Genomic DNA, 21311 nt, shown 5'->3' with positions numbered 1-21311 from the left:
GCGGCCATGCTGGCCCGCAGCACGGCAACGCGGCCGTACTTGTCGATGACCTGGCCGCCGAAGAACCGCATGGCTGTCATGGCCAGGACGAAGAGGGCAAACATCAGTGCACCGGTTGACTCTGAGGTTCCGAGTCCGTCGACCGATGCTTTCGCAATCCAGTCGTTTCCGGCGCCTTCTGTCAGGGTCGCCCCCAGGACCACAACACCGATGAGCAGGGTGCGGCTGTCCCGCCATGCGGAGGGTCCCTTGGCGGGCTTCGCTTCGCCGGCGGGGGTGGCAGTTGGGATGTGTGGCAGGAAGTAGCGGGGAGCGATCATGGTGACCACAACGACGATGCCGACGATGACCAGCAGATGCACGGGAAGGTCCACGCCCAGGTTAGAAAGTCCCGCGCCGATAAGCGCGCCCACGAAGGCGCCGCCGCTGAATGCTGCGTGGAACTGCGGCATGATGGTGCGGCGCATTTTGTGTTCAACGTCGGCCCCCTCAATGTTCTGGGACACATCCCACAGGCCGATGGCGATGCCGAAGAAGAACAGGGAGACGGCCGTGCCGGGAATCGATGCGACGGCCAGTGACAGGGCGATGCCGGTACCCGCTGCGGCGGCCAGCAGCCCGCCTAAACGGACAGTATTGGCCGTTCCCAGCCGGCCCACCACCAGGCCAGCCGTGGGCAGCGCGAGCAGTGAGCCGACGGCGGTGCACAGCAGGAGCGTCCCCATCTGGCCCGAGGTGATCTGCAGCGTTTCGGTGACTGCCGGAATTCGTGCAGCCCAGCTCGCAAAGACCAAACCGTTGATGCCAAAGACCACGAATGTGGCCACCGCTGCTGCCTTTAATCCCGCTTCATGTGCCGTGCCGGTATTCAGGCTCATACATTCACTACTTCCACTGAGTATTTATCGAGTTGTGCGCGCTCTTCGGCGCTGAAATCTTTGTCCGTCACCATTACATCTACCCGCTCCAGGCTTGCCACAAGTACCCTTGCTTGCGCGCGCCACTTGGCCGCAGCGGCTGCGAGCACCACACGTGCGCCGGCTTCGAGGCCTGCGCGCTTTACCGCCGCATCCTCCAGGTCGTGCGCAAGCAGGCCGTCCTTGAAGTCCACCGCGCAGGGCGTAACAACGGCGGTGTCAAAACGCAGGGACCGGATGTTTGACTCTGCCAGCGGGCCGCGGAAGCACAGTTCCCCGGGGACCAGGTTTCCGCCGGGCAAAAGGAGCGATGGGCGGACACCGGCACCGCCTTCCTCACCGGCTGCAGCATTGAGCGATCGTAGAGACATGGGCATCAGCGTCAGGTCCCTGCCAGCCACGGCGCGTGCCACCTCCGTGGCCGTACTGCCGCTGTCCAGCCATAGGTGTTCACCGTCCCGCAAAAGCTTGGCAACGGCCGTTGCAATCCGCTTCTTGACGTCCTGGTCCTCCAGCTCACGCTGACCGTAACCCGGGTGCCCGCCGTGGGCTATGAGGCTCCTGGCTCCGCCGTGGATGCGCCGCAGGACACCGTTGGCGGCCAGGACTTCAAGGTCGCGCCGGATCGTCGCCCCGGACGCATCACAGGCGAGGATCAGCTCATCCACGCTGACCTCGGATCGTTTGCGCAGCATTTCTGCAATGGTGCGATGCCGCTCGTCCGTCTTCATGATCAAATGCTAGCAATGAATGATTATTCAATCATGACTGCGTGTAAGGCCGGTGTCGGTACAAAACCGCGAGAGGTGATGGAGCGTCGCGGAAAAACCCGCGAAAGGTGATGGAGCGTCGCGGAAAAACCCGCGAAAGGTGATAGAGCGTCCGGGGTTAGCGGGCGCGCACCACCCGTTGCTCATCCCAGACCGGCTCGTCCGATTCGTACACTTTCCCATCGGAGCCGAACACCAGGAAGCGGTCGAACGTGCGGGCGAACCAGCGGTCGTGCGTGACCGCCAGGACCGTCCCCTCGAAGTGGTCGATGGCCCGCTCCAATGCCTCCGCGGAGTGCAGGTCCAGGTTGTCCGTGGGCTCGTCCAGCAGGAGCAGCGTGGCTCCGCTGAGCTGCAGCAGCAGGATCTGGAACCGTGCCTGCTGGCCGCCGGAGAGGGACTCGTACTTCTGCTCCGACTGTCCTGCCAGCCCGTAACCGTCCAACGCCCCGGCGGCGGCCTCACGGCCAAGACCGGAACGGTGCTCGTCGCCGCGGTGCAGGATCTCGAGCAGTGTCTTGCCCAGGAGATCCGGGCGCACGTGGGTCTGGGCAAAGAATCCCGGCCGGATGCGGGCCCCGAGTTTTACCGTGCCCTCGTGGGGAACTTCGGCGATCTCGACGTCAGATACCGGCAGGTGCTCGCGCTCGGGGTCGGTACCCCCGGTGGCCAGCAGGCGGAGGAAGTGGCTTTTGCCCGAGCCGTTGGAACCGAGGACGCCCACGCGGTCGCCGAACCAGACTTCCGTGGAGAACGGCTTCATGAGCCCGGTCAGTTCCAGCCGTTCGGCCACGATGGCGCGTTTGGCAGTCCTGCCGCCCTTGAGCCGCATGTGCACGTTCTGCTCAATGGGCAGCGCCTCGGGCGGGCCCGCCTCGAGGAACTTCGCGAGGCGGGTCTGGGCTGCGTGGTAGCGGTTGGCCATGTCCGAGCGGAAGGCGGCTTTGTTCTTGTACATGTTGACGAGTTCCTTGAGCTTGACGTGCTCCTCGTCCCAGCGTTTGCGGAGCTCCTCGAAACGGGCGTTCCGGTCCGCCCGCGCCTCCACATAGGAGCCGAATCCGCCGCCGTGGATCCACGCCGCAGCGCCGTTGATTCCGGGCTCCAGGGTCACGATGCGCCCGGCGGCGTTGTTCAGCAGTTCACGGTCGTGGCTGATGAAGAAGACGGTTTTCCTGGACTCGTTGAGCTTGTCCTCAAGCCAGCGCTTACCCGGCACGTCCAGGTAGTTGTCCGGTTCGTCCAGCAGCAGGAGGTCGTCCGGTCCGGCGAAAAGTGCCTCCAGGACCAGGCGCTTTTGCTCACCGCCGGAGAGGCTCGACGCCGGGCGGTGCTGCGCGCGGTCAAAGGGGAGTCCCAGCGCCGCCATGCACACTTCGTCCCAGACGGTCTCGACGTCATAGCCTCCGGCGTCTCCCCAATCCACGATGGCCTGCGCGTAGCGCATCTGGGTGGGTTCGTCGTCGTGCTCGATCATGGCCAGTTCGGCCTCGTCAACCTCGCGGGCGGCGGCAGCCAAGGCAGGCGGTGCTGCGGACACGAGCAGGTCACGCACGGTGGATTCGTCCCGGACCTGGCCCACGAACTGGCGCATGATGCCCATGTTTCCGGACCGTCCAATGACGCCCTCGTCCGGGGTGAGGTCGCCGGCGATGATCCGGAAAAGAGTGGTTTTTCCCGTCCCGTTGGGTCCGATCAGCGCCGTCTTGGTGCCATCCGGAACCTTGAAGGTCACCCCGTTCAGCAGCTGCGTGCCGTCAGAGAGAAAGTAATCGATACCGGAAACGTCAATATGGGCCACGCAGTCCATCTTCCCACGCGGCCCGTCGGGTTGAAGGTCAGCCGGCGGCGGTGAGGAACTCCTTCAGCAGCGGCCCGGATGTTGTTGCTCCCAGTCCGCCGTCCTCCACGAAGACGGCCACGGCAAGGTCTCCGTGCACGGCCACAATCCAGGCGTGGGTCTTGGGCGGATTCTCTTTGCCGAACTCGGCGGTGCCGGTCTTGGCGCCCACGGGCTCACCCGGAACGGACGAGAGGAACCCGGCGTGTCCGGAGGTGACGACGGCGCGCATCATGTCCGCGAGGGAAGCGGCCTCGGCCGCCGTGATCGGCTGGCCGGACGCCGTCGAGGGTGCTTCAGCTGTCGCCGTCGCAGACGGCTGGGCGGCCGGAGCTGTGGAACCGCTGGTGGTCCCGGCAGCGGCAGCACCGCCGTCGGGGTTCAGGACCAGCTGCGGCGAGACAGGCGCCCCCTTGGCCACGGAACCGGCCATCATCGCCGCCGCCAACGGTGACAGAAGCACCTTGCCCTGGCCGATCATGGAGGCGGCATGCTCGGTTCCGGCTGCTTCGGCGGGGACGGAACCGAGGAATGCCTCCGCCCCAAGTGCCGGTGCCTCCACGGCGAGGCCCATGGCCATGGCTGCCGCTTCGAGCTGCCCCTGAGACACCTTGTCACGCGCGGCAATGAAGGCGGTGTTGCAGGAATGCGCGAAGGCATCGCGGAGGGTGACGGAACCGAGGGAACCCTCGGGATACCCCTCCGCATTCTTGAACGTCCGCCCGTCCACCGTGAGGGTAGGCGTGCATTCAACCTTGGATTCGGGAGTGAGGCCGTTGCGGAACATCGCCAGCGAGTCCACCATTTTGAAGATCGAGCCCGGGGCGTACTGCCCCAGCATTGCCGTGTTGTAGCCGTTGCTGCCCGGCCCGGAGGCGGCCGCCAGGACCGCCCCGGTGGAGGGGCGCAGGGCCACAATGGCGGAGGCGGGACCCACTTTTTCCAGGGTGCTTTCGGCGAGCGTCTGCAGCCCCGGGTCCAGCGTGGTCTTCAGGGGCGTCCCCGGCGTCGGCGCCACCTCAAAAAGCACGCGCCTGGGGTCGGTGGCTGACGACTGGATCTGTTCGCGGGTCAGGTCTGCACGCTGGGCGCGGATGACGACGGCGTCCGTACCCCTCAGCTGCTCGTCGTACTGTTGCTGCAGGCCGCCGATGCCCGTCACATCGCCCGGCGTCAGCGCTCCTTCCGAGGCTTCGATCTGCTCAGCGGTCGCCTCGCCAACGGAGCCGAGCACAGCGCGGGCAAAAGTCCGGCTGGGCGCCAGCGGCATGGAGGCTGGAATGGCCCGCGCGCCCGGGATGGCGGCAATCTGCTCATTCGTGATGGTCCGGCCCTCTTCACGCAGGGTGATTGCCGGCACGAAGGCCGAGGCACCGGATGCCTTGACCTGCTCCACATATCCGGCGGGATCGACACCCACCAAAGCGGCCAGTTTTCCGGCTGAATCGGCAGGGTCGGCGGCACCCAGCTGCGGCTTGTCGATACCTACGTTCACCACGGGGCGGTACGTGACCAGTGGGACGTCGCCGGCACCGAGGATGTCGGCGCGCTGCGGCGACTGTGCGCCCTTGGTCAGGATTTCGGAATCCGCGAGGCCCGGAACCAGGAGGGCTGGCTCCCAGACCGTGAGCCACTTGTCGCCGGACTTCTTGAATTTGGCCGACACCGTGTACTTCCACTGCGCGTCACCGAAGGACCAGGTGTAGTTCAGGGGCGACGACGCGTTGTCGCCGTCCAGGGTGAGTTCGCCGGCTTCGACAGTGGGCTTTTGCGGATCAAGGGCAGCAAAAACGGTCTTGAGCTGGTCGTTGGCAGCTCCGGCATCCTTGCCGTCGAACTCCACCGACGCGATATCCAGGCCCGAAACGGCGGTGGCCAGCTGTGAGGCTGCCGCCTCGGCACCACTGCGGCCGTCGTCGCACGCCACCAGCGATGTTCCGAGAATGAGCGCAGCTACGGCTGCCGAAAGTTTTGTTTTTTTCCCCATCGCGCCATTATGCCCCGGTTTCGCCACTCCTTTTGCCCACATGGCGACGGGTGCCTTTCGGCTCACTTTCCTCGCGAAGCCGACATTCCCAGCGCCGGCACTCCCATCCCGAATATGTCCTTAAGGGCATGTGTCGCGGCGTGTAGTCCGGGCATTCCGGTGACCCCCGGACCCGGCGGAGTGGAGGACGAACATAGGTACACGCCGTGCAAGGGGGTGCGCCATGGGGCACGGGAAACCACCGGCCTTTGGACCAGGCCCCGCAAGTCCATGGTCCCCACGCTGAAATCACCGCCGATGTAGTTCCGGTTGTATTCGGCCAATCCAGCGGCGGTGACCGCATTCGTCTGCACTATGAGGTCGCGGAAGCCCGGCGCGTAGCGCTCCAGCTGCGCGGTGATGGCCTCGGTCATGTCCTTGGTTGAACCTGCCGGAACGTGGCAGTAGGTCCACACTGTGTGGCGTCCTTCCGGCGCCCGGCCGGCGTCGAACCGCGAGGGCTGTGCCACCAGGACGTACGGCCGTTCCGGATGACGGCCCGCATTGACCTCATTCTCTGAATGGGCCAGCTCCCTCCTGGTACCGCCTACATGGACCGTGCCGGCGTCGGCCAGTTCGGGCGCCTGCCAGGGCACGGGCCCGGACAGGATGAAGTCCACCTTGCACGAGCCGTTTCCGTAGCGGAATGACTCCAAGGCCCGCCGGTAGCCGTCAGGCAGCGACTGGCCGGCCATGGCGACCAGTCCGCGCGGCGAAACGTTGAGCAGCGTGGCCTTGGCAGGAGGAAGGTCTGCAAGCCTGTCTATCGGAGCGTTCGTATGGATGGCGCCCCCGTGCGCCTTAAAATCCTCGGCAAGTGCGGCAGCGATCGAAACGGAGCCTCCCAACGGGATGGGCCATCCCTGTGCATGCCCGAGGGCGCCCAGCATGAGTCCGGCACCGGCGCCGGCGAGGGAGGGCTGGCGGGAGATGGCGTGGGCGGCAACGCCGGTGAGCAGGGCGGGAGCGTACTCCTCGCGGAACCTGGCGTTCCAGGCCCCCGTTCCCTGTTCCATGGTCCGCAGCCCAAAAATACCGGCGGCTGCAGGGTTGCGCGGAATCCGGAAGAGCTGGTTCTGTGTGAAGTCCATGATCCCGTCCACGTTCCGGACCAGGGGCGCCATGAGTCTGCGATAGGCGGCGCCGTCCCGCCCGAGTTCCGCTGCCGTCCGGTCGAGGGACCGGTAGGCCAGGGCGGCGCGTCCGCCGTCCAGCGGCGAACCGTAGGAGATCTCCGGGGTGACCATTTCCACCCGGCGGGCCAGTTCGAATGCCCGGAAGAAGGGCGAGGCGAGGGCCATCGGATGGACAGCCGAGCACACGTCGTGGAAGTGGCCGGGCTGCATCAGTTCGGTGGTGCGTGTCCCGCCGCCGATGGAAGCGGCTGCCTCGAAGACCTCCACCGAAAGTCCGGCGCGGGCCATGACTGCCGCTGCCGCCAGCCCGTTGGGGCCGGCTCCCACCACCACAACATCAGGCATTCGAAGGTTCCTTCCAGGGCAGGAGTGAATCCGCCGGCCGGCGCAGGCTCAACCGAATCCGGTCCGGCGCGCCGGCAAAGGGCCCGCCATGGGGATCATCGGTGTGGTGGCGCCGGATGGGATCATAATTCGGGTCATAAATGTCCCACGTAACGCGGGCCATGAGATAGGCCACCGCAAACATGTGGGCAGCCACGGCGAGGACGTAGTAGGGCATATCCAGGTTGTGCTGGGAGGAGCCTGCGCTGGTCACCTGTCCAAGGTACATCCACACGGCGGCCCAATGCAGGCCCTCAATTCCCTGCCAGACCAGGAAATCGCGCCACCGGGGCCGCGCCAGCGCCAGGAGCGGGATCAGCCACACCACAAACTGCGGGGAATACGCCTTGTTGGTGAGGATGAGGGCGCCCACCAGAAGAAAGGCCACCTGGGCAAGGCGGGGCCGCCGGGGAGCGCTGAGGACAATAACGGCAATGGCGGCACATGCCACCACCAGGAGTGCGGGCGAGAGCAGGTCCACAGCGGCCGGACTCAGCTCTGGCCAGCGCAGCCTGCCGGCCACCAGGTTGTAGGCGAACCAGGGCGAACTGTAGCCCGCATCGCGGTCAGCCGTGTACCGGAAATAGTGGGCCCAGCCGTCAAAGTTTGTGGCCGCGAACGGCAGGTTCACTGCAATCCAGCTGCCTGCCGCCGCCCCGCCCGTGACCAGCAGGGCGCGCAGCCGGCCGGTGCGAAGGGCGAGCAGCAGGATGGCTGCCAGGAGCAGCAACGGGTACAGGTTGGTGGCCGTGGCGAGTCCGATCAGGATCCCGGCCGGCACCAGCCGCTGCTGGGCGAAAAAGTACATGGCCACAGCGAGCAGGCAAACCGTCCACAGGTCCCAGTTCACGGTGCCGGCGAGAATGATCCCCGGGGCCAGGGCCACCATCGCTGCGTCCCAGGGCCGGCGGGCTGACATCCTCGCTGTTGCCAGGACGGCGATCATGGCCGCCCCTGCCAACAGTGCCGCGTTGATGTCGAAATACGCCAGGACCCGTCCGTCCGTCACGCCGGTTCCCGGGACCAGCCACGCCGTCAGCCCGGCGATCAGTCCTATGAGGACGGGATATTCGAACTGATTGGTGAGGATGGGGAAGCCTCCCTCAGCCAGACCGCGGTGTGAGAAAAGCTCGGGAAAATCCGAATAGCAGGTGGCGTAGAACTGGGTGGGGGACTCCCAGCCATGGGCGCGGCAATAGCCTTTAAGCAGGACGCCGACGAGCGCGGCGGCAAGGGTGAGGAGGATCAGGACCCGTTCCACGGTGAATATCCCGGGTGAAATAACGCCGGGGTCCGATCTGCGGCCCAGCGGACCGCCAATGACTTCCGTGAAGTTCCTCAGCAGCATGTCGCTGCGGCTGGGAACCACCAGTCGGGACCGTCCTCGGCGCCCCGGGGGCTGGGTCTCCTCCATGGAGTTGAGCTTACCCGTGTGGCTGCAGGATGAGGTTTAACGCCGGAAGGGCCTGTATCGTCGCAAGGTGTGCCGGGCAGTATTTTGCCGGCAATTGTCCTTCCAATCGTGAACGAATGTACGGCTGCTTGCCGCAGGGAACCAGCAGTCTTCAGGGGGTTATAGGTGGAGAGCCAAAGGGTCAGCGGCCATGCTGCCGGACGACGCTCCCGACTGGCCGGAGTGCCGGGCCCGGCTGCTGCGCAGTGGTGGATGCCGGTGTCCCTGGGCCTGCTGGGCTTCTTCGCGGCGTTCATAGGATCGTGGATTCCCTCGTTCTGGGATGATGAGATCGCCACCATTTCCGCGGCCGGCCGGTCTCCGGGAGAGCTGCTTCTGCTGCTGCAGTCGGTGGACGCGGTTCACGGCCTCTACTACCTGATCATGCATTTCTGGACGTCCGTCTTTGGTTTCTCGGAAATTTCCATGAGGATGCCGTCGGCGTTTGCGGTGGGGCTTGCCTGCGCCGGGACGGCCCTCATCGGGCGGAAACTGGGGTCCGAATCCCTGGGTTTTGCCGCCGGCCTGGTGCTGGCCGTCCTTCCCCGCATGGTGTGGGCCGGAACCGAGGCCCGGCAGTCTGCTTTCACCGCCGTGCTGGCCGTGGCCCTCACCCTCTTGCTGCTCCGGGCATGGGAGTCCAACCGGATCCTCGACTGGGTCCTCTATGCTCTGTGCGCAGTGGTGGGCGTATGGATGTTCATGTTCTTCGGCTTGGCCGTCGCGGCGCACGCAGCCGCAGCGGTCATACTCCGGCGCCGGATGCTGGCCACTTTGGTGGCCTGCTCCGCGGCCGGGGCTTGTGTGCTGCCGTTCCTGATCTACGCCCTGGGGCAAAAGGCACAGGTGGACTGGATCCAGAACCGTTCCCTGCTGCAGAACCTGATGACCGCGGCCGTCAAACAGTACTTTTACGGCGACGACCGTCCCACCGGGAACATGCCTCCGCAATGGGTTCTGGCGTTTGTGGTGCTCCTCGGCGTGGTGGAGATTGGCTTGCTGGCGTGGGGCCTTTGGTCCGCCCGGCGCAGCACTGCCCTGCGTCCCCTTCTGGTCCTGTGCTTGGCAGGCGTAGCAGTCCCCGTTGCCGGGCTCCTGCTGGTCAGCGTCGTGGCCCAGCCCGTCTACGTCGCCCGGTACCTGACGTTCACCGCCCCTGCGTTTGCCCTGCTGGTAGGACTGGGGATTTCCAGGCTTCCCGCCAAGCACACATGGCTCCGTCCCATGGTGGTAGCTGGAGTTATCTGCTGCAGCCTGGTCCCGCAGCTCACACTCAAGAGCCTGGTGAATGAGCCGGCCGATACCGAACGCCGGATTGCGGCGCTGCTGGATCAGCAGGCGCCGCAACCCGCCGCCATGGTGTTCGGCGAGCCGTACCTCCGTGACATGGTGCTTGCCTATCCGGAACGTTTCGACGGCGTCCAGGACCTGTCCCTGGAGGAAACGCCGGCAGAGTCCGGGACGTTGTGGGGCCTCGATGCCCCCGTCACCGCCGCTGAACTGTCCGGCCGCGGCGAAGTGCTGTTTGTCGGGCTCGGAAATGCCGCCCCCAGCGACCTCTCCGCTTTCACCGCTGCGCAGTGCCGGGAGACCGGCAACCAGCCCTTCCAGCGGCTGGTCCTGATCTCCTTCACCTGCTCCTGAAAGTCCCGGCCGCAAAGGTCCCGCCGCACATGCGGCAGGAATATCAGTGCCGGCCGTACATGTCAGCGCAGCCCGCTCATCTGTTGGTGCATCAGGACAAATACGTCATTCCGCTGCCGCTCCAAGAGGTCTTGGTTGAACAGCATCCTGCTCCTGGTCCGCCGTGGCGCAGTGAACAGGAACTTCCGGAGTTTTCGGATCATTGGTTCTCACCTCCCTACGGGGTGACAGCCAGCCTTATAAATGGGCATAACAAAATAAGGCCGCGTTGAAAAGGAATTAGCGCCCACATAATTGCGCTACAAATTGCCGAACTAATCGAGGGTATTTTGGCGGAAACGGGATTTCCGGCAGGCGACCGAGACACATCGGAAAACTGGTTCCGAATTATGGGATGCGGGAGTCCGCGCTCACAGGAAATGCCCGGAACCGCCGCCAGCTGCACGCCACCCAGAAAGGGGAGACAGGCCTAGGGACGCGAAATTCCGCCGGATATACCGTGAATACCTTGCCGCCCCACCAGGGGACGGAGGACAAGGGCAGGCGTCAGCAGCCTGGCTGGCCCCCGAACAGGTGCGCATTGTGCGCGGGGGCCGGGTGCGCGGTGATGGTGGTCTTCCGTCCGCCAGTCAAAGTCATCATTTCTCCCAACCTCCTTTTCCGCTGTTCGCTGCAGACAAAGCGTGCAACCGGGGCGCTGACCCCGGCAGTTGGCTCTGGGGTCAGGAATAAAAGTACACCAGGATTCTTCCGGTGACTACTGCTTTTGGGGAATTCAGCAACCCTAATTTACAAAAAGGGAATTAAAGGCCCCAGCGGACAATTGCGGGCGTCCTCTTATCCCACCCCAGTGTGCAGACTTTTGCGGTCCCCAGGATGAAGTGCCTGCCCTCTGTGGGGGCCAGTTCCAGCCACCGTGCCGTGAGGATCCGCGAGAAGTGGCCGTGTGCAACGATCAGCACATTGTCCATTCCCGATTCCAGGACCCGGCCAATGATCTTATCCGCCCTGGCCGCAACCTCGTCCAGCGTCTCGCCGTTGGGAACACCGTGCGTCCAGATGAGGTAGTCGGGGTTGTCCTTGCGGATCAGGTCCGAGCTGATGCCTTCGTAGTCGCCGTAGTTCCACTCCACTGCCAGCGGTTCGTGCTGCGCGTCCGGAAATCCCGCCAGTTCCGCGGTCCGCCGGGCACGCCGCAGCGGCGAGGTGAGCACCAGGTCGAAGTCGACGGCGTCGAGCACTTTACGGGCTTCCACAGCCTGCTGTTCGCCTTCGACCGTGAGCGGGAGGTCCGTGAGCCCGGTGTACTGGCCGCTCTTGGACCACTCGGTCTCGCCGTGCCGGAGGATCCAGAGCTGGGGGCGGGGGGCAAGGGCGGGATCGGTCACTTGGTCTCCTCAGACGGGGAAGGTTCGACGGCGGCGGGAGACTTTCCGGCCTCCGCTGCGGCAGGAGCTGATTCGGGCTGTTCGGCCCACCAGCGGAGCAGCCGTGCCTCCGCGTCCTCGACAGGCAGGGGACCGTGTTCCATCCGCTCATTGAGCAGGAACTTGTACGCCCTGCCCACCACGGGTCCGGGCTTGAGGCTGAGCAGTGCCATGATCCGGGCGCCGTCCAGGTCCGGCCGCACAGCATCCAGGGACTCCTGCTCCCGCAATGCGGCGATGCGGTCTTCAAGGTCGTCGTAGGCAAAGGCCAGACGCTCGGCCTTCCTCTGGTTCCGTGTGGTGACGTCTGAGCGGGTGAGCCGGTGCAGGCGTTCCAGCAGGGGCCCGGCGTCTGTGACGTAGCGGCGGACCGCCGAATCGCTCCAGCCGGCGTCGCCGTAGCCGTAGAAACGCATATGCAGCTCCACCAGCCGGGCCACGGCCTTGGTGGTGTCGTTGTCGAAACGCAGGGCCTTCATGCGTTTGGTGGTGAGCTTTGCCCCCACCATGTCGTGGTGGCGGAAGCTGACCGCCCCGCCAGGTTCGAAGCGCCGCGTCGCCGGCTTGCCGACGTCGTGCATCAATGCCGCGAACCGCAGCACAAAGTCGGGCCCGGGCACCGGGCCGTCACCGTCCGTCTCCAGCTCCGCTGCCTGTTCCAGCACCTGCAGGGAGTGCTGGTAGACATCCTTGTGGCGGTGGTGCTCGTCGGACTCAAGGCGGAGGGCGGAAACTTCGGGCAGCACGAACTCGGCGAGGCCCGTGTCCACCAGCAGGTCCACGCCGACCCGGGGCTGTGCCCCGCAGATGAGCTTGACCAGTTCGTCGCGCACCCGCTCGGCGGAAATGATGGTGATGCGTTCGGCCATGCGGGTCATGGCTTCCCGGACGTCGTCGGAAACTGACACGCCCAGCTGCGCCGCGAACCTGGCGGCCCGCATCATCCTCAGCGGGTCATCGGAGAAGGACGCCTCGGGCGATCCCGGGGTGGCCAGCACGGAGGCGTGCAGGTCGCGGACGCCCCCAAAGGGGTCCACGAGCTCCATGGCGGGCAGTTTCAAGGCCATGGCATTGATGGTGAAGTCCCGCCGCAACAGGTCGTCGGTCAGGGATGAACCGAATGCCACCAAAGGTTTGCGGGATTCGGGATCGTACGCCTCCGCCCGGTAGGTGGTGATCTCAATCTGGAATCCGTCCTTGCGCATGCCGATGGTTCCGAAGGCGCGCCCGATCTCCCAGAAATTGTCAGCCCACTTCTTGATGAGGGCCACGGTCTGGTCCGGGGTGGCGTCCGTGGTGAAGTCCAGGTCGGGGGAGGTCCGCCCCAGGAACAGGTCCCGCACCGGCCCGCCCACCAGGGACAGTTCGTGGCCGGCGTCCACAAAGCGCTGGCCGAGCTCCAGGACCACCGGGTCCACCTGGAAATCGACGGTGTGGGAATCAGTCTTGTGATGTGCGTGCGCCATAGTTACTTAAGCTTGGCAGAAACCTGCCGCCCGGCAGGCCAAAAAAGCGTCAAGATCCCGTGGATTCGGTCCGCCGCCGGGAAACTGCGTCATATGCCGTCCATGTTGGTGTCATGTTCCGGTCATCACGAGCGGGCAACAGTCGTTAGAGTGGACTCCATGGCCCATCCAGTACCGAGCGCTCCAGGCAGGAGGACGAACGCACCATTGCCGTCGGCAATCGGTGCGCACGTTGCGCCTGCCCAGCATTCGGCGCCGGCTTCACTGCCGACGGTGGAGGAAGTCTCCGCCGGCGGCGTGGTGGTGGACACGTCCGACGCCGAGTTGAGGGTTGCGATCATCGCCCGCCTTAACAGGGGCGGACGCCTTGAATGGTGCCTGCCCAAGGGCCATCCGGAGGGCAAGGAAAACAACGAGGAAGCGGCGGTCCGGGAGATCGCCGAGGAAACCGGCATCGAGGGCAGCATCCTCGCCCCGCTGGGCAGCATCGACTACTGGTTTACCGTCAGCGGCCACCGGGTCCACAAAACGGTCCACCACTACCTCCTGCGCGCCACCGGCGGTGAGCTGACCATCGAAAACGATCCCGACCAGGAAGCCGTGGACGTGGCATGGGTGCCTATCCAGGAGCTGGCCCGGAAACTGTCCTTTCCGAATGAGCGGCGCATCGCCGACCTTGCCCGCGAAGTCCTGCCCGGACACCTGTAGCGCCGCACTGCCCGTGCCGGCGTTGCGGCGATAGCGGCGTCCGGGTGAGACGATGAACTCGATGTCAGCTTCCAATTTTCCTTCCGATAAACCCGGCCGGCCCGGCGATGCGGTTCCCGAGGGTGTACCCATGGAACCGGCAGGCCCGGACACCGGTCCAGTAGCCGTCGGCGCCAGCGAAACCCGTTCCAGCGCCATCATGGCCGCCGGCACGCTCGTGTCGCGGTTCCTGGGGTTCGGCAAGACCTGGATGCTGGGCACGGCGCTGGGGCTTGGCTCCACGGTCAATGACACGTTCATCAACGCCAACAACCTGCCCAACCTGATCTTCCTGCTGGTGGCCGGCGGCGTGTTCAACGCAGTCCTGGTGCCGCAGATCATCAAGGCCAGCAAGGCTCCGGACAGGGGAGCGGACTACATCAGCAGGCTGCTGACGCTTGCTGTCCTGCTCCTGCTGGGCCTAACGGCGCTGGTCACCCTGGCAGCCCCGGCGGTCATTGAACTCACCACGCAGGGATACACCCCGCAGCAAAAGGCCCTGGCTGTAACGTTCGCTTTCTGGTGCCTGCCGCAGATCTTCTTTTACGGCCTCTATGCCCTCCTGACCCAGGTCCTCAACGCCAACGGCGCCTTTGGTCCTGCCATGTGGGCGCCCATCCTCAACAACCTCGTGGCCATCGCCGGCCTCGGAATGTTCATCTGGATCTTCGGCACCAACGAGCTCAGTCCGCACACCCTGGAGAACTGGGGTGAGACGCAAACACTGTTCGTGGCCGGCTTCTCCACCATCGGCGTCATCTCCCAGACGGCCATCCTCCTGATACCCGTATTCCGGCTCCGGCTGGGACTCCGGCCGCGCTTTGGCTGGCGCGGCGTGGGACTGGGCCAGGCAGCCAAGCTGAGCGTCTGGACCCTGCTGACTGCCGCCGTCGGGCAGCTCGCGTTCCTGTATGTCATGCGCATCGCCACCATCCCCGGCGCGGAACGCCTCCGGCTGCAGGAAGCGGGCAACCCGGCCGCGGAGATGCTGCCGGGCAACGCCGTGCTGGAAGTGGCCAGCCAGCTGTACCTGCTGCCGCACTCCATCATTGCGCTGTCCCTGGCCACGGTGCTGTTCAACCGGATGACCAGGGCCTCTCAGGACGGCAACCGGGACGAGCTGCGGGATGCCCTTTCACACGGGCTGCGCACCATGGCCGTTGCCACCGTTTTCGGTGCCCTGGCCCTGTTCGCCCTCGCCGGCCCGCTGGGCATGTTCTTCTCCGGCGGGGACAAGCAGGACGGCGTGATGCTGGCGCAGACGCTCACCATCCTGGCGCTCAGCACACCGTTCATGAGCGCAAACTTCATGATGTCCCGGGTGTTTTACGCCAACGAGGACGCACGTACCCCCTTCTACATCCAGCTGCTGCTCGCGGTGGTTTACGTTGCCGGTGCCTTTGCGATCCAGTTCCTGCCGGTCAACCAGATCATCTACGCCATCGCGGTCCTCTACATGGTGGGCAACATCCTGTCCGTGGTCATCAGCGCGTACTTCCTGCGCCGGCTCCTCGGACACCTTGATGGGGCCCGGATCGCCAACTCCTACATCCGCATGGGCTACGCCGCCCTCGGATCCGCCATCGCCGGTGCGGGTGCGCTGTGGTTGATGGGCAGCTACGACCCCAATGGCTTCGCCTGGCATGACCGGCTGACCGCGCTGATCACGGTCATTGTTGTAGGTCCCGTGATGCTGGTGGTCTACTTCTTCCTGCTCAAACTGTTCCGCGTGGCTGAACTTCGCGATCTCCTCCGCCCCCTGCTCGGCCGCCTGGGCCGTGGCGGGCCCGCTGCCCCCGCGGCGGCAGGCGGGGCCCCGCCGTCGTCCTCTCCGGAGGGAACGCCCTCCGTGGAAGGTGCGGTCGCCGCAGAACGCCCCGTCCGCCCCGAACGGGCCACGACCTCCGTGGACACGGGGCTCATTCCCCGGATTTCCGGCGAGTTTGATGCTGCTTCCTTCCGCGCCGGCCCCGAGCCGGAGCGTGTGGGCAGGCGCCCGGATTCTTACGACGGCGGCGGCCAGGGAACGTCCGACGGCGGCTACCTGCCGGGCGAGGACCAGCCGGGGACAGCCCGCGGCGGATTGCTCCGTGAGCAGATCCCGCTGCCCGGCCGGCGCACGTTCCAGGGCAAGGCAGGCGAAAACCCTTATTTCAAGCGGCGGCGCCCCCGTAAAAAGTGACTGCCCTGCCGTTTCCGGAGGTCTTTGTCCACGGCGCGCCGGACGCAATCCGCTAGGATCGAAAAGGTACAGGGGGAGTTGTATCCAGGGGCAGGCCGCGCGGCAGTCCCTGAACGGCGGTTGCGTCATCTATGCCGGCAATCCCGGAAAATCTAGGAGGAACACGTGTCCAACCCGATCGATGTCGGATCAGTACTGGGCGGCCGCTACAAGGTCACAGCCACCGTATTGGCCTCGCACGACCACGATCTGGTGCTGGATGGTGTGGACCAGGTCCTGAACCGGCCCGTCAGCATCCTGGTCGCCGGACCCGAAAACACAGAGCAGGTTGCCCAGAGCGCCCGCGAGGTTGCCACCGGTGAACGGCCCGGCACCGTGCAGGTGCTGGACCTCGGCGTCACTGAGGCAGCCACCTACCTCATCACCAACCACACATCCGCCGCTGATCTGCTGGACCTCGTGGTGGCATCGAATCCTCCGTACGTGGAGCCCTTTTTCACCGACACCCTGGGCAGCGAAATCTTTGGCCAGCCCCGGTCACACGAGCCGGAACCCTACGACGATGAAGATCACGTCGACGCCGGCTACATCAATTACGGCCAAACACACCCCAGCCAGGTGGACCCTTACCGGACTGCACCCGTTGTGCCGCCCAGGCCTCCCGTCCGGCCCGCAGCATCGCCTGGGGTTGGCCGGTCTGGAGCCTCCGCGGTCGGTGGGTCCTCGGCTGATCGTGGGGCCGCCGCTGTTGGCGGCGCTGCGGCTGTTGGCGGTGCTGCCGCTGCGGCTGCCTCCGGTGCCAGTGGGGCTGCGCGCGGTGGCGCGGCTGCGCCCGAAGCTGATCCGGACGCCACCGCCGCGCACCCCGTTCAAGACGCTTCCCGTGGCGCCGATGGTGCTGCTTCTTCCGCTACTTCAGCCGAAGCAGCAGGCTCCGGGAAGCCCAAGGTATCCCTGTGGTCGGACGACGATTACGTGCAGTCGGACCAGGAGGGCTACAACCACCACGAAGAACCGGTGGATGAGCCCCAGCCGGTGAACAAGAAATCAGCCGTCTTTGCCCGGGCAGCAGCCCCCGCGGCCGCGGGAGTTTCTTTTGCCGACCCGGGTGACTACGACGGCGACCGGGACGAGCCTGAACGTGAACCGCGGTCCATGCGTTGGCTGGTGGGCGGACTCCTGGCTGTTGTCCTTATCGCCGGTCTCGTGTTCGCCGTAACCAATCTGGGCAGCCTCTTTTCCCAGCCCCAGGCAAATAATCCGGCTCCAGCCACCAACACAAGCGCACCGGAAGGTTCGGCCGCTCCCTCCGCAGCTCCCAGCTCCGCTCCGCCTGCCGCGCCGCCCGTCATTGAGAGTGTGACCCGGCAGGGCAACTTCGACTTTGCCGCCACGTTCGACGGCGACCTGGTGAAGGCATACGACGGCAATGCCGCAAGCTACTGGTCGGACATGGAATTCGCCACCGACAACTGGGGCGGCCTGGCAGCACAGGGCGTTCCGCTGGTGGTGAAGCTCGAGAGCCCTGCCACTGTTTCTTCCATCACCCTCTCTCAGCTTGGTGGCTCTGGCGGAAATATCACCGTTTACACCAACGACCAGCCATCCCTGGACGGTGCCAAGGCTGTTGGGACCAACAGTTTTACTTCCACGGACCTCAACATGCCGTTGGCCGCGCCTGTGGAAGCGGAATATGTCATCGTTTCGGTCAACTCCCTTCCCCGGCTCGCTGCACCGAAGACCCGGTACGGCTACGGCATCCGTTTGGCGGAGATCAAAGTCCAGTAGTCGTCCGCTCTTCACCATCTGCGGCCCTCCCCATCAAATGGGGGAGGGCCGCAGGCTTTTAATACGTTTCCGGGTTGCGGTCTTTACAGCCGGTGATGGGGAACTGCTGTGGGACGGTAATCTGGAAAGAGCGTCTGGCGGAGATGGCATGATGCCGTCTACCGGCGGTCTTCCATGTCCAGTCGCCGGAATATCCAGCATCCAGTAGCAGTTGTGCCATATGGCCGGCCTCCAGAGGGAGGTGCGTCAAATAAGGAAGAGGTTCACCGTTCAGTGACCATCGAAGAAAACACCGCGTCCGAAGTGCGTGATGTCATCATTGTCGGCTCCGGTCCGGCGGGTTACACGGCTGCCGTTTACACGGCCCGCGCAAATCTCAAGCCCTTGCTGCTCGCTGGCTCCGTAACCGCCGGCGGTGAACTGATGAACACCACTGACGTCGAGAACTACCCGGGCTTCCCCGACGGCATCATGGGTCCGGACCTCATGGAGAACTTCGAGAAGCAGGCTGCCCGCTTTGGCACCGAGATCCAGTTTGAGGATGTCACCGCACTTGAGCTCCAAGGTCCGGTCAAGACGGTGACCATCGCCACGGGGGAGACCTTCCGGGCCAAGGCCATTATCCTCTCCACCGGCTCTGCATACCGGGAACTGGGACTGCCGAACGAGAAGCGCCTTTCAGGGCACGGCGTCAGCTGGTGTGCAACCTGCGACGGTTTCTTTTTCAAGGACCAGGACATCGCGGTGATCGGTGGCGGAGACTCCGCAATGGAAGAGGCGCTGTTCCTGACCAAGTTCGCGAAATCGGTAACGGTTGTACACCGCCGTGATTCGCTTAAGGCTTCCAAGATCATGGCGGACCGTGCGCTGGCCCATGAGAAGATCAACTTCATCTGGAACAGCACTGTGGATGACGTTATTGGCGAAGACAAAGTCACCGGACTTAAGTTGAAGAACCTGGTTGACGGAACTGTCTCCGATCTTGCCGTTACGGGTGTGTTCGTCGCTATCGGCAACGACCCGAGGACCGACCTCGTGAAGGATGTCTTGGCACTGACCCCGGAGGGAACCATTGCCGTGGAGGGGCGCAGCTCCCGTACCAGCATTCCCGGAGTATTCGCTGCCGGCGACGTTGTTGACCCCACCTACCGGCAGGCAATCACAGCTTCCGGCTCAGGTTGTGTAGCCGCTATCGACGTGGAGCATTACCTGGCAGACCTGGCCGCATAAGTTTCGCCCATCCCTATTGGAAAGAAAGACAAGGTATATGAGCAACGCAAAAGATGTAACTGACGCAAGCTTCGGGACGGACGTACTGTCCTCCGACAAGCCGGTTATCGTGGATTTCTGGGCGGAATGGTGCGGTCCGTGCCGCAAGCTCGGTCCGATTCTCGACGAGATCTCCGTTGAGTACAGCGAGAAGGTTGATGTCGTGAAGGTGAATGTTGATGACAACCCCGCCATCGCCGCGGAGTACGGCATCACGTCCATTCCTGCCGTTTACCTGTTCCAGGGCGGCGAAGTGAAGAACACGGTTATCGGTGCGAAGCCGAAGCAGTTCTTTGAAAAGGAATTCTCCGACGTCCTTTCCTAGGGATTCCGATTCTCAGATTGCTATCTGAGACATTCGAAAGTGGTCACTGCCCTCGGGTAGTGGCCACTTTTTGTTTGTCCGGCACATCAGGATCCTTTGTTCTCGTGTGCGATGGTCCCTTGGGTTGCCCTTCGAACCGCTAGCAGCACCAAATCGACCACGTTGGGGATTAGACGTGTCTCGGGATGCAAAGGTGCGCCCATACTTATGTTTCACGTGAAACAAGCCGGACCGTAAGGCGCTGCTCCTGTTAGATGGCGGCAGATGGACTTCTGCTTCCCGATACCGCTGGCCGCGGGTTCGCGAAGATGACAGGGAAGAGCTGCGTCCTGGTGTCCGTACGGCTGCCGCGAACCCAGCGGATGCTAATCAGGCACCGCATAAGTGTGCTCTCATCATGGTCCGGAGTACGGCAAGCAGGCGGTACTTGTCACAACCTCAAGTAAGCATCGTCAAGGGAATCTGTTGGCGACCACTGGGATGGTCAAATAGGGCTTGACGAGCCGAGTGCTGCTCGTACGCCTGCAATCGGCGCCCCCATGACGGAGGGCGCTCGGACGGTTCGCATTGGCTCAGGCCGACGACTCGCGTGCTGTTGTACTGTTGCACGTGAAACATAGGACCCACCATTTTCGCGCTCCCCAGCTCCGCCGTGGGGAAGGGGGCACTCTGCCGATGCACCTGATACCGTCATCATCGACATCAAGGTGAATTGCACATCGCTTCGTAAGCGCCCGCTGCCCGCTGACAGCACGATTGTGCTCTTTTCGTATATCCACGAACCTTTCAGTCTCCGCTGATGCCGAGATACCAGCCGTGGTGCGAGCAACTCATGTTTCACGTGAAACGGCGCACCATCCCGGGAAAGTAGCTAGGGAGCATGTAAGCACGCCCACATGTCGTTTTTCCTACTTTCACGTAGGCAAGCTTGATTGCATACTCGACGCCCTTCTCCGCCAACGGCGAAGCGAATTTGGCATCCCCTAGGAGCTGTTACGGGATCCCTAGGCCGCAAACGATAGTGGACCATGAGTTCGAAGAGTGCGGGCACGTCAATCGCCGCTTCTTCGTTTGACCCGAACCAGGGGGACCACGGACGAGTCTCGCACCCATCGCCCCCTTCTTCACAGGCGTAGCCCGCCGACACACACTTTCGACGCGCCAGCTCCAAGTGCCGAATACGAGAGCACGTACAAACGTCCAACTTCTAAAACCATTCGGGCCCGGGACTAGGCCTCCAGAAGGACCATCATCAGCGGCCTGCATACCGACAGAGAGCCTAATCAGACAAGAGAAGCATGTTGCGCCTAAAGACTGGATGAGTCGAAGGGCCCTTCCAGCTGTTCCGGAAGAAGGCCACACAGCTTCAGCTGCTTACCGTCATCTTCGTCGTGACATAACTTCGCAGCCGCCGGCAACGTCGCCGCGTCAACGAAAGGCTGGAGCTTCAGGTGAGGCTTTCGAACCACGCGCCTGATCCGTCGCTGCCACATAGCAACGATTGCCGCCCTGTCGGTTTTTAGGAACACCAGGGGATTGACCGGCGGCATCGACGTGGAAGCCACCGCTAACGTGTGTGATGTTCGTGCTGGCCGTAACACAAAGGATCTAGATGATCAGGGCACGACAGTCGGTACCGGCCTAGGCATCCTTGCCTCAGCAAGGACTGACTAGTGCGACCGAGCAGACCCCGCAAGGAAGCCATAGAGGAACGGCATCCCTAAATGTTTCACGTGAAACGAAAGGCCGCCGGCGGGAGGTGCCAAGAAGCACAAGCTGCACCCGCTCTTGAACCACGGCAAAGCTTCAAGTCGGCCGACATCCAGAAAGTCACCAGTAACCCGGCCTACCACTGGCCGCCCGCTGTCGGTGGATAACCACGACGCTCGGCACCTTGCCAATGCACAGGCCGGGAATGGCTCTCCGTAGCGAAAGAA

14 protein-coding genes are annotated in these 21311 nt (G+C 64.1%); 6 read left to right on the top strand and 8 right to left on the bottom strand.

Annotated elements, in window-relative coordinates; all coding sequences use genetic code 11:
• The 6 genes from P2Q66_RS04165 to P2Q66_RS04140 all read right to left on the bottom strand — a co-directional run.
• Positions 1 to 878 (bottom strand): MFS transporter (locus P2Q66_RS04165; RefSeq protein WP_275725830.1); only part of this gene is annotated, 878 nt, incomplete at its 3' end.
• On the bottom strand, positions 875 to 1648 hold the full coding sequence (locus P2Q66_RS04160) for a DeoR/GlpR family DNA-binding transcription regulator (RefSeq protein WP_275725828.1): 774 nt from the start codon (positions 1646 to 1648) through the stop codon (positions 875 to 877). The genes P2Q66_RS04165 and P2Q66_RS04160, both read right to left, overlap by 4 nt.
• A 157-nt stretch (positions 1649 to 1805) precedes the next feature.
• A complete protein-coding gene (locus P2Q66_RS04155) occupies positions 1806 to 3488 on the bottom strand; it encodes an ATP-binding cassette domain-containing protein (protein ID WP_079597976.1) in 1683 nt (560 codons plus the stop codon).
• Between the two features lie 37 nt (positions 3489 to 3525).
• A complete protein-coding gene (locus P2Q66_RS04150) occupies positions 3526 to 5514 on the bottom strand; it encodes a penicillin-binding transpeptidase domain-containing protein (protein WP_115526042.1) in 1989 nt (662 codons plus the stop codon).
• A gap of 62 nt (positions 5515 to 5576) precedes the next feature.
• Positions 5577 to 7034, bottom strand: coding sequence for an NAD(P)/FAD-dependent oxidoreductase (locus P2Q66_RS04145; RefSeq protein WP_275725822.1), 1458 nt, complete (start codon positions 7032 to 7034; stop codon positions 5577 to 5579).
• Positions 7027 to 8487, bottom strand: a complete 1461-nt coding sequence (locus P2Q66_RS04140; protein ID WP_275725820.1) for a glycosyltransferase 87 family protein — start codon at positions 8485 to 8487, stop codon at positions 7027 to 7029. The genes P2Q66_RS04145 and P2Q66_RS04140 overlap by 8 nt, the downstream gene beginning before the upstream one ends.
• 165 nt (positions 8488 to 8652) lie before the next feature.
• Between P2Q66_RS04140 and P2Q66_RS04135 the strand changes: the two genes are divergently transcribed.
• Positions 8653 to 10170: a glycosyltransferase family 39 protein gene (locus tag P2Q66_RS04135; protein ID WP_275725818.1), complete on the top strand. Its 1518-nt coding sequence runs from the start codon at positions 8653 to 8655 to the stop codon at positions 10168 to 10170.
• 803 nt (positions 10171 to 10973) lie between these two features.
• On the opposite strand, the gene P2Q66_RS04130 is transcribed toward P2Q66_RS04135, so the two are convergent.
• A complete protein-coding gene (locus P2Q66_RS04130) occupies positions 10974 to 11558 on the bottom strand; it encodes a histidine phosphatase family protein (protein WP_079597928.1) in 585 nt (194 codons plus the stop codon).
• Entirely contained in the window at positions 11555 to 13063 is a 1509-nt protein-coding gene (locus P2Q66_RS04125; RefSeq protein ID WP_275725816.1) for a CCA tRNA nucleotidyltransferase, read from the bottom strand. Before P2Q66_RS04125 ends, P2Q66_RS04130 begins: the two co-directional genes overlap by 4 nt.
• 207 nt (positions 13064 to 13270) lie before the next feature.
• Here P2Q66_RS04125 and P2Q66_RS04120 point away from each other — a divergent pair, with 207 nt between their 5' ends.
• The 5 genes from P2Q66_RS04120 to trxA all read left to right on the top strand — a co-directional run bounded on the left by P2Q66_RS04120 (position 13271) and on the right by trxA (position 19374).
• Positions 13271 to 13771, top strand: coding sequence for an NUDIX hydrolase (locus P2Q66_RS04120; RefSeq protein WP_058269716.1), 501 nt, complete (start codon positions 13271 to 13273; stop codon positions 13769 to 13771).
• 61 nt (positions 13772 to 13832) lie between these two features.
• Positions 13833 to 15992 (top strand): murein biosynthesis integral membrane protein MurJ, encoded by a 2160-nt coding sequence (murJ, locus tag P2Q66_RS04115; RefSeq protein ID WP_275725814.1) that lies wholly within the window; start codon positions 13833 to 13835, stop codon positions 15990 to 15992.
• Between the two features lie 165 nt (positions 15993 to 16157).
• The gene (locus P2Q66_RS04110; RefSeq protein WP_275725811.1) at positions 16158 to 17780 is read left to right on the top strand and encodes an ABC transporter substrate-binding protein; all 1623 of its coding nucleotides are present in this window, start codon (positions 16158 to 16160) and stop codon (positions 17778 to 17780) included.
• 273 nt (positions 17781 to 18053) lie between these two features.
• Entirely contained in the window at positions 18054 to 19010 is a 957-nt protein-coding gene (gene trxB / locus P2Q66_RS04105) for a thioredoxin-disulfide reductase (RefSeq protein ID WP_275725807.1), read from the top strand.
• A 37-nt stretch (positions 19011 to 19047) separates the two neighbouring features.
• Entirely contained in the window at positions 19048 to 19374 is a 327-nt protein-coding gene (gene trxA / locus P2Q66_RS04100) for a thioredoxin (RefSeq protein ID WP_079597934.1), read from the top strand.
• Positions 19375 to 21311 lie beyond the last annotated feature (1937 nt).

Origin of the sequence: Arthrobacter sp. Cr_A7 (assembly GCF_029222765.1) — a bacterium.
Taxonomy (GTDB): domain Bacteria; phylum Actinomycetota; class Actinomycetes; order Actinomycetales; family Micrococcaceae; genus Arthrobacter.
Note: the sequence above shows the minus strand (reverse complement) of the source record. Positions and strands in the feature narration are given on the sequence as shown.